This window comes from Salmonella sp. 32100201201700099SM, assembly GCF_017572645.1.
Lineage (GTDB): Bacteria > Pseudomonadota > Gammaproteobacteria > Enterobacterales > Enterobacteriaceae > Salmonella > Salmonella enterica.
On sequence record NZ_JAGERQ010000007.1, the window covers coordinates 86,236 to 96,833 of the forward strand.

Annotated in this window: 5 protein-coding genes and 1 pseudogene; all 6 read right to left on the reverse strand. The window is 57.6% G+C overall.

The window, feature by feature from the left end; translation table 11 throughout:
* Positions 1-19: 19 nt before the first annotated feature.
* The 6 genes and pseudogenes from bcsC to bcsR all read right to left on the reverse strand — a co-directional run bounded on the left by bcsC (position 20) and on the right by bcsR (position 10,545).
* Complete coding sequence (bcsC, locus tag J4685_RS12995; RefSeq protein WP_001225214.1) at positions 20-3,562, reverse strand: cellulose synthase complex outer membrane protein BcsC; 3,543 nt, start codon at positions 3,560-3,562, stop codon at positions 20-22.
* Positions 3,544-4,653, reverse strand: a complete 1,110-nt coding sequence (gene bcsZ, locus J4685_RS13000; protein ID WP_000988808.1) for a cellulose synthase complex periplasmic endoglucanase BcsZ — start codon at positions 4,651-4,653, stop codon at positions 3,544-3,546. The genes bcsC and bcsZ overlap by 19 nt, the downstream gene beginning before the upstream one ends.
* 3 nt (positions 4,654-4,656) lie before the next feature.
* Positions 4,657-6,957, reverse strand: a complete 2,301-nt coding sequence (gene bcsB, locus J4685_RS13005; protein WP_000823801.1) for a cellulose biosynthesis cyclic di-GMP-binding regulatory protein BcsB — start codon at positions 6,955-6,957, stop codon at positions 4,657-4,659.
* Between the two features lie 10 nt (positions 6,958-6,967).
* Positions 6,968-9,592, reverse strand: a pseudogene (gene bcsA, locus J4685_RS13010) (UDP-forming cellulose synthase catalytic subunit).
* On the reverse strand, positions 9,589-10,341 hold the full coding sequence (gene bcsQ / locus J4685_RS13015; protein WP_000996129.1) for a cellulose biosynthesis protein BcsQ: 753 nt from the start codon (positions 10,339-10,341) through the stop codon (positions 9,589-9,591). The pseudogene bcsA and the gene bcsQ overlap by 4 nt, the downstream one beginning before the upstream one ends.
* The gene (bcsR, locus tag J4685_RS13020; RefSeq protein WP_000282616.1) at positions 10,342-10,545 is read right to left on the reverse strand and encodes a cellulose biosynthesis protein BcsR; all 204 of its coding nucleotides are present in this window, start codon (positions 10,543-10,545) and stop codon (positions 10,342-10,344) included.
* Between the last annotated feature and the right edge of the window lie 53 nt (positions 10,546-10,598).

Sequence of the window (10,598 nt, forward strand, 5' to 3'; positions counted from 1 at the left end):
CGTAGGCCTGACGCAATGATTACCAGTCAGCGTAAGGCACCAGAGGCTGCGGCGGTAAATCCATATCCCCCTGCCAGCCTGCCGCGGAATAACGGACATACAGCAGCAGATGACTGGGGGTATAATCTTTCGCCTGCTGAATATCGACAGCCGTACCCACAAACCAGTTGGCAGTAACCCGGCGTTCAATGAGCGCCCGCGCGGTATAGCCAAATCCCTGGCTGCTGCCTCCGCCGTTGGTCTGGTCACGCGCATCCTCCTGATAATCCGCCGGAATCAAATTCATCAGCGGATAACGCGGCATGGTACGGGTGCGGGAGTGCGACCAGGATACCGAGCCGCCTAGCTCCCACGACCAGTTTTCCGTACGCTGCCGCCACATCACCGGCACCGCAAACGACAGGTATTCCTGCGGGCTATAATAACCGCCCTGACCCAGCGAATAACCGCTCAAATCTTTGTCGTAATGCCAGATCATGTTATTCAGCCCGACGGTAACGCGGCGGTTATTCTCGTTAATCACCTTATAGTAATAACCGGTCATCCAGCGCACGCGCCAGTTATCTTCTACATTTTTACCGCTCAACTGGTCGCCGCTGAGCGACGCCCAGACACCGTTTGCTTCGCCTTTATCATAGCTGAGACTGACGCCGCCGCCGTTGGCCCGCACGCCGCCCCATTTGGTGCCGGTATTGCTGCTGGCGTCCTTTTGCCCGCCAAACGCCAGCAGCGAGCTGGAGATCGGGCGACGATGCGCGTTCAGGGTATAACCCAACGGCCCGATATCGTCGCTATAGCTGACGCCGCCGACCACATCAACGACATTAAAGCCCATCGGCGTCGTGCCGATATCCCAGCGCCAGGTCTCATTCTGCCAGCCGACCGCCACGCTCGCGCCCGTATCGGCCTGGCTACGATGTCCGCTGCATTTCTCCAGCGTACAGGTACCCCAGTTATTATCGTATTTTCCATCCGCATCCGTAGAGAAGCGGCCAACATCCATATTCACCATATCAGTACGAAAGAACGCCCGTCCGTCCGACCAGGGCGCATCCACCTGAAGCATCGTGGTATGCGCCTTCAGATCGGAGTAGCCGCCAGTCCCGCTCGACCCCCAATAATCGTGCGCCAACGTGACATTGAGATCCTGCTGACGGTACAACTCCGCCGCATCGCTACGCACGCCGCGTTTTAGCCAGTCATCTTTTTCATCATTGCGCGTCAGGCGGGTAAAGGTATCGTTATCCTGGGGAAGAACCGGCGTAATCGCCGCGGCGACCATTGCCTCTTTGTAGGTCTCCAGCGCCCGCTGCGGCTCGCCCGTTTGCGCCTGAAAAGCGGCGGCGTCACGCAATACCATCGCGCTTTCCATTGATGGCGGCTGTGCTTTTGCCTGCGGCGTAATGCGGTTAAAGGTCCGCGCCGCCGCCGTAATATCGCCAAGCTGGAGCTGCGCCAGCGCGACGCGGCGCTGCATGTTAATAGAGGTGATTTGCGACGCAGGCAGCGCCGCCAGTTGAGCGCGCGCCGCGGCGTTATCGCCCTGTGCGATGTCGATTTCCAACCGCCCCAGCATGGCATCGACATTACCCGGTTCCCGCGCCAGAACGGCGTCATAAGCGGCGCGGGCCGCCGCATTATCGCCACGCTGCTGCGCCCAGTCCGCCAACGTTAACGCAATGCGCGTAGAGGGCGGCTGCTGACGTAACAACGCTTCCGCTTCGCGTTCTTTGCCGCTATCACGCAAACGGTTAGCGCTTTCCAGCACCTGGTTACTTTGCAATCGGCCCGCCAGTTCCTGAATATTGCTGTTCCACTGGCTGGTCGGTAGGGTATTGAGATGCGCCAGCGCCGCCCGGTCCCGATCGCTGCCGGAAAGATAAAGCCCATAAGCATAGACCTGTTCCGGATCGTTTGGCTTCTGCTGCGCCAGAGAGCGCATTTGCGCATCGGCCTGGGCGTGCTGCCCGGCCTGCCACAGATCGCGTGACAGTCGGTACGTCACCCACACGCTCCCCGGATCTAATGCCAGCCGACGACGGTGCAGTTCTGCGGCCTGCGCCCATTTGCCCTCGCTTTCCAGCGTTTCCGCCTGCTGCGCCAGACGGTCATTTTCCAGACTGCGTTCGATATCGTCGATACTGCGCCGCTGGCTGGCGGAAAGAGAAGCGATAAACGCGGCGGCTTTTTGCGGCGACTGCTGGCGATAAAGATTCGCCAGCCCGCGTACAGCATTGGTATTACCGCTATCCATACGCAGCGTCTGCTGATAATAACGTTCGGCGGCGGCATTATCTTTGCGCGCCATCGCCACATCCCCCAGCCCCAGCACCGCGTAGCTGTCGGTGTTATCCACCGCTCGCGCCTGCTGATAGAAACGCTCCGCCTGGGCCAGATTATTCGCTTTTAAGGCCGCGTCGCCCTGCTGAATTAACAGCCAGTAGCGATTGACCTTCAGCAGACTCTCCCACTTATCGCGGCTGCTGCTGTGCGGCGCCATCGCCAGCGCCTTTTCAAACTGCGCGACGGCGCGGGCGCGATCGCCACGCTGTGAGTATGCCTGCCCCAGCGCGCCGACCGCCTCGCTGTCGTCCTGCCGGGCGCTCACCGCCTGCTGCAATTGCGCAATGGCCTTACCGCCTTCTCCGGCATTAACCGCCGCGATGCCCTGCGAGCGCGCGCGGAACGCCGGATCGGCTAACTGTTTTTGCTGCTCGCTAAGCTGGGCGCGGGCGGCAGACACGCTATCGCCTTCGCTAAACTGCGTCAGATAGACTTGCAACGCTTTTACGCTGGCGTCGCTAACCGGGAGATCTTTTATCTGCTGGTACCAGATGGCGGAGGCCGCGCTGCGTCCCGTACTGGATTTCGCCATCTGTTTTAGCACCGCGAATCCCTCATCGCGCCGCCCGCTGGCGAACAACAGTTGCGCCAGCGCATTTTGCAGAGCGTTATTACCCGGACTGACGGCATTGATTTTCTGTAGCTGGTTAATCGCTTCGTGACGGCGGGCGGGCAATTTCGCCACGGTCGTCCAGTATTCGACCGCCAGTTCGCCCTCCGGCGGATAACCTTTAAACAGCTTGTCGTAGCTGGCGATCGCTTGTTCAGTATGACCGGTCGTCGCCAGTAAACGCGCCTCCTGCAAAGACTGGCGTCCTTGTGGCGTGGAGAGCAGCATCGCGGTGCGGGAAGATTGATACGCCGTCGACTCCGGCGCCAGTTGCGCCAGCCGGTCAAGTAGCTTCTGCGCCCCGTCGCTGTCCCCCTGGCGCAACAGATAGCGGAAACGGGCAGCGATAACCTGTGGATCATTGGGGTCGATCAGCTCCAGGCGATAGAGCGACTGACGGACTAAGTCCTCACGGTGCGTGGCCTCGCCCAGCCGAACCTGCTCCAGCAACTGTCGCTGCGCGGAGGTCGCTGCGCCGGCAAGCGGTGTTAGCGCCATACCAAGCGATAAACCCAACAATGCCCGAGAAACGCCCCTTTTGCCAGGTAAGGCGTTTCGACCGCCAGCCGGCAAAAAAGCGTGCATGAGACTTAACGTGAACTTACGCATTCCTGGCCCCAGTCAGGTAATAATTCACCTTTGACGGTGAAGCGAAAACGGTGCTGATCCCAGCCTTGGCCAAAGAGAGTCAGCACATAGTTGTAATAGGCATCGCTGCCAGGAAAATGGTCTGTGACCCGCTGTCGCTGCACGGCCTGGGCGTCGCGATTTTGCAGGAAAGGCAGTAAGGCGGCGGAAAACCCGACCGGCCCCGTCCCTTGCGCGTTCCCGCTGACGACATCCACTTTCTCCGGTGGAACGCCGTTTTTCATCGTTAACGTCGCCATCGGTTTAAATCGCGCCAGTAAACGCGCTTTTTGCGGATCGCCATCATGCATCATTCCCGCCCATAAATAGACGCGAATCGCATCGTAGCTACTGATCAGCGTCTTTTCCGCTTTCAACTGCCAGCCTTGCTTGCTTTCATAACGCACCCAGTCCGGCGAGAAACCTTTCGGCGCGGTTTCCAGCAAAAGCCGCAAATTGGTTTCCCGTAGCGTCGACCACGGCGCGCCAAAACGGCTAAAGTATTGCGCCAACTGCGGCGGCAGATAGCTTGGGTTAAAACGCCAGCTATTCGCCTCGGCAAAGCCGATTTTGCCAGGTAGCAGCATTGAGCCCAGCCCCGGCACATTCACGACCTCTTCGCGAGCGATGCGTTTTAGCAACGCCGTGCCCACCTCGGTATAACGCGTCTCTTTCCACAGACGACCGGCTTCCAGCAGCGACCATGCCATCCAGATATCGCCGTCGGACGCGGAGTTGCTGTCCAGCACCGACCAGGTGTCGGGATCTTTTTGCCCCCACAGCCAGGCGGGCAGATGTTCACGCAGCGATCCCTGCGCCAGATTGTTTTGCGTCCAGTTAAACAGTTGCGCGAACGCCGGTCGATCGTTCGCTGCCAGGGCAAAGAACATGGCGTAGCTTTGCCCTTCGGAGGTGGTAATTTTTCGCGCATCGCCCGGATCGATAACGCGTCCCTGCTGGCTAATGTAATCTTTCTTGAACTGTTCCCACGCAGGCCAGCTACAGGCCGCCTGCGCATTTATTGTCGTCAGCATGACGATCATCGTTATCCATCCGCGCAGCATAGTCATCATGCGTTACTCATGGTCAGGGTCGAGACGACGGCGACTGAGAATACGTAGCAGACGCCACAATACCCACGCCAGTAATACCACACTGAGGGCCGCCAGTACCGCCAGCAGCACCGGGTGATTCGCCAGCGCATACCACAGCCGCTCAAACCACGGCAGATGTCCGACGTAATAGATATCGCCAACGCGCAGACTGTGAACGCCGGACTCGCGGATCACCGCCACGGAACCAAACATCGCGGCACGTTTACCGCTGTCGTTCACGGCGTCGTTCAGTAGCTGGTAGCCGCGCGGGCTGTCAGCCAGCAGAGCAATCACGCTGCGCTGATCATTAAACGGCGACTGGAAGCCCACCACCGCCGCCATCGGGCCGCTGGCGGTGACGGTGGACTGCGCATCCGCCGCGCGATCGGCCTCATCCGGCATAATCGACGGGAAAGCGGTCTGCCGCATCGGGGTTTTTACCCAGCTTTGTGTCGCCTGCACCAACAGATCGATACGCTTATCGTCTTTTAGCTTGCCCGGAATAGCGCCAATAATCAGCAGATCGGCGTCTTTGTCGGCTATCTGAGCGCTATCATCGGTGATTGTCAGATTAATTGCCGGGAAACCGGTCTGCCCGCCAATGGCGCCGACCGTATTCAGCAGCGTTTCCATTTGCGCTTCGGTTGGGGTCTTCGGCATCACCGCCAGCGTGTCAGACAGGTCGGCCATCCGGCTGAACGGGAAACCCGCATTGGCGAACGCGCGTAAATCCGGCATCGCGATAAAGTGGTAATATTTCGAAAAATCGATAGTGGAGTCATCCCCTATCACCACATGATTCGGTACCGGCTGGAAGGTAATACAGTTGTCCACCGACCCGCCCGGCATCGGATTCATGTAGCGGAAGTCAAAACGTAGTTGGTTCATCGCCCCCAGTTTGAGCGCCGGAATAGACACATCCGTTTTACCATCCAGCAGTCCCTGAAGTACCGGCAGGCGCAACAGGAGTCGATTAGTTTCCTGCGTGCTGTTAAGGCTAAAGGCTTGCAGGAACTGGTTATTCAGACTGATATCCAGCCGCGAACTGTCTTTGGTCGGCGGCGAGGTATAACGGTAGTTGAGATCCATATCAATACCGTTGCTACGCAGCAAATAGAGGTCCGGCGGCAGATTCAAAGAAACGTTGATGGGTGCCGGCTCCAGCCCACTCGACTGGAGCTGCTCTTCATAGGTTTTCAGCTCGCCAAAAGTGACCGGGCGATCGGTACGCACCCAGTTCGGCGCATCATACGGTTTGCGCGCCAGCAGCGGTTTTACATCGTTGACCACCACGCTGGAACCACGGAAGAGAATATTCCCTTGCGCGATACCTTTTGCCGCCTGCAACAGGTCTTTATCATCTCGACCAAACACGACCAGCAACTTCACATACGGATTATCCGGATGGTTCATCATCTCGATAACCGGCGCGTTAACCGCAGGATGATCGCGCAGGAAATCTGGGCGTCGATCGTTGGTGGCGAACACGATCGCATTGCGATCCGGCAGGTGATTATACAACACCGGGAAGCGCTGACCGCGCCAGTCCGCCCGCGAGCCAAACCAGGACGCGACAATAGAAGCCGCCTGCTGCTGCGCCAGATCCGGCATGTCAGCAAACACTATCGGCAACGTCACCGGACGGTTATCCCGCGGATCGAAAAACGGCACCGGGAAGTGGGACAGATCGTTATTCACCGCCAGCATGTTATAGGTCAGATCCAGGGCGCTATTTCGCCCGATGTCTAACCACAGAGTACTGCTGGCCGGGTTTTCACACACGTCGCGATAGTGGCCGACAAACTCCAGCCGCACCCGGTTAAAGTCGGTGATAAATAGCGGATTGATAGGTACCTGCGCCAGCGTCTTTTTCCCCAACTGCTCTTTTGTCACCGGCAGTACGCCCATCAGTTCATCATTGAGATAAACCTTGAGCTGCGACTGAACCGGCAGGAGCGACGGCGAGGGCGTATATTCCAGATTCAACACCGCTTTCGACGCCACTTCATCGCTGCGCATACCAAATTCAATGCCGCCGTTAGGGTTAACGCCACGCAGCGCCATACTGCCCGGCGGCGGCGCGATTTGCGCAAAGGTCAGCTTGACCTCGCGCGAAGGCGCGGTCTGCGCCACGACGGGCGCCTCAGTTACGAGCGACTGCGCAGGCTCGGTGGGTTCAGCATTGATCAATGGCGGCATCGCAGGCGCCGCCGCCGTCATGAAAGCAGGAAACGCGCTTAATCCTATTACCGCCGCACACATCCAGGACAATTTTCTTTTCATCGCATTATCATCATTGTTGAGCCTGAGCCATAACCCGATCCGACGGCTGTATCGCCGCTTGCCGCTCCGGGCGACGCGGAATAAACGATACAATCCAGGCAATTAACGCCGTCAACGATCGGAAAATTACTTTTACTGAAGGCGGCGCGAATTCCGCGAGGTGGCGATATCCGCGGAAGCCCAGCTTCAGAATATCCAGCAAGCTTTCCAGCGGTTTATCTTCCGGGAAGCTATCTTGCCAAAGCGCCCACGTATCGGCGCGCGCGAAGGTACACTGCACAAAATCAATATGTTGTTTGGTGGTGAGCGGCATCAGTTGCAGCCCGACCTCATTGCCCGTTACGCGCACCACCTGCGTTGGAAAGACATATTCCTGCTGCCCGCGTTTAAGCAACAGATTCACTTTCTGCCCTTCCAGCACCTGCGCCTGACCGTTGATCTTGATGCCTAACCCGCCGTCGGAGAAGTCATGTACGGTACAGGAGAACAAATGTCCATCTTCGCGGGCGATGGCCCCCGGCATGGCAATCTCGACCCGATGCGCGCGCCTGACCTGTTTACTCTCTACCGAAACCGCAACCGCGCCGCCGAGAATGACCAGGTTGTAGAAGACCCACACCAGGCTAACGATGACGGTCAGCGTTTCATTTTCCGGCCCGTAATAGTATCGCCATACGCCCGCCGCCACGCCGAGCAGGTTAAGCAAGACAAGGAAGATATACGGACGCGAGATTACCCAGTCGACGTACTTCTCTTCCACCAGCCCGCCTTTCGCCGTGACGTTAAATTTCCCTTTGTGCGGATTGATCAACGCGACCAGAGTCGGCGGTGCGATATACCATGCCAGTACCGTTTCATAGATTTCACTCCAGAAAGAGTGACGATACTTGCCCTGAATCTTCGAGTTAGTCAGGCTGGCGTGGACCATGTGCGGTATCACAAATAGCGCAATCATCAACGCAGGCGCATAAATGATATAGGCGTGCAGCAGCAGAAAAGCCAGCGGCGCGGTCAGAAAGATCAGGCGCGGAATGCCGGACAAGAAATGGAACATCGCGTTGAGGTAGCACAGCCGCTGCGCCAGTTTTAAGCCTTTACCAAACAGAGGGTTATCGAGGCGGAAAATTTGCACCATGCCCCGCGCCCAACGAATACGCTGCCCGATATGCGCCGACAGGCTTTCCGTCGCCAGCCCCGCCGCCTGCGGAATGCGCATATACGCTGAGGTATAACCTCGCCGGTGCAGCCGGAGCGAAGTATGCGCATCTTCCGTCACCGTCTCAACGGCGATACCGCCAATCTCATCCAGCGGCTTACGGCGAATCACCGCGCACGATCCGCAAAAGAAAGTGGCGTCCCACATATCGTTACCATCCTGCACCAGTCCGTAAAACAGCGTGCCTTCGTTAGGCGTTTTACGAAAACGTCCCAGGTTGCGCTCAAACGGGTCCGGGGAGAAGAAATGATGCGGCGTCTGCATCATCGCCAGCTGTTTTTCTTTCAGGAACCAGCCCATTGTCATTTGCAGAAACGAGCGCGTCGGCACATGGTCGCAATCGAAGATCGCCACAAACTCGCCTTTCGCGTGTTTTAGCGCATTGTTGATGTTGCCGGCTTTGGCGTGTTCATGCGTGGCGCGGGCAATGTAATGCACGCCAACATGCCGGGCAAACTGACGAAATGATTCGCGCCCGCCGTCATCAAGGATCCAGATATTCAGCTTGTCCTTCGGCCAGTCAATGCCAAGCGAAGCGTAAATGGTATTTTTGACCACATTAAGGTCTTCGTTATAGGTCGGTACAAAAATATCCACCGTCGGCCACTGCGACATTTCTTTCGGCAACGGCACCGGTTGACGATTTAACGGCTACACCACCTGGAAGTACCCCAGCACCAGCACAATCCAGGCGTAGGTTTCCGCAAACAGCAGAATCAGCCCGCACACCAGACTGACCGGGTCGTCCCAATTTAGCGTCGAGGTATAGCGCCACCAGATATAACGACAGGAGACCGTTAACGACAGCACGATGAGCATCAGCGCGGAAAAGCGTCCCGGCATACGTCGTACCAACAGCGCAACGCCCCACAGCAACAGCAGAAAGATAAATTGCGATAGCGGGTTAAATGGCTGCGTAATACAGATCAGCGCCAGTATCAGTGAAAAGGTCACGATAACGCCCAGAATAAAACGCCGGGCGCCGTTGCTAAGATGTCCCAGCTCTTTTTCCTTTTCCAGATGCGTTGTCTTTTGGCGCACCCGTTCCGGTAAGGTATCCATCCATTGATGGTAACGTCCACGAACGTCCTTCAGGCGCGCAAATGACCGCCAGCGCGGTTCATGACGTTCTTTAGCCGACGAGATCATCACCAGCCAGAGGGTCTGAATGAGGTAACGGGCCGGGTCCAGCGGGCGCGGGCAGGCGGCGTTAATATGCGGATAAAGCGCTTTATGCCCGTCGCGAATACGCTGCCAGCGCGGATGCTCAAGCGGAAACACTATCCACGCCAGAATCATCCACATGCAGCCGAGCGCTGCGCTAAACGGCGACGCGCCGTGGCGGCGGTAACCCTGATAGCGCTCGTTCAAACGCGCGCTAACCGGCGGGATAAGCAGCCACCGGGAAAGGGCGCTCATCGCGGGCTCCCGGCGGACGTTTTGTCGCCCGCATCATGCAGCAGGCACCAGTTCGCCAGCGTTAACACCTCTTCGGCGGCTAACGAATCGCTGCGATATTCGCCTAACGGTTGTTTCGACGCCATGCACTCCGCCATCGCTTCATCGCGATGGATCACAATAGGCAGCAACCGGCGCTGGCTTTGCAGCCAAACCTGGTACAGGTCGTCCTGTAACTGGCTGCCAATGCGTAAGTCATTGATCAGAATATGCGCTCCGGCAGGCAACGCCTGCTGATGAAGGCGAATATGGCAGTTAGCGTCAACCTGGGCTATCGCCAGCGTATGGTCGCAGAGGCTCACCAGTTGCCGTGTCAGCGGTGACGCGCCGTAGGGCAAGTCCAGTAAAATCCAGCTATAACGCCCGCTCGCTTTCAACGCCTGGATAGCCGATCCGATCTCTCCCAGCGTCTCCTGCCAGGCCTGCGGATTTTCCCGCTCTTGCTCGGTGAGCTGTCCAAACGGCAGTAGATCAAGCTGCGAGGTATAACGTAATCCGGCATCGCGCCAGTCCTGGCCGTCCAGCAACGATCGCGCCCAACCGCCCTGATGGACGAAGTCGACGTTAAACGACATGCGCAGCAGGTTATCGGGGCTGGCGTCAATCACCAGGACATTTTCCCCTAAGATTTGTAACGCCCAGGCGAGTGCTGCGGTGAGAGATGTGGTTCCCACCCCGCCGCGCACGCCCTGCAGTCCCAGAATCGCCATTCATGGCTTCCTTAATGAATGTGGTTGCGCAAATTCAGCCAGGAGTGGCCATCTTTTAATCGCCGCCGCCAACTGTTCGCGTTGGGAAATATCGGTGTAATCTATTTCGGGTAGTGAAAACGCCTGGCTTAATGCCAGAAAATCATTTTGAAAAGTGTAGCCCAACGTTGGATCGGACTGAGCGCCAGGTTCATTGTTATACATTCTGGTTGCTCCTTTTTAAATATTTCTCACTGGCAGCATTACGCCCCGTCGTC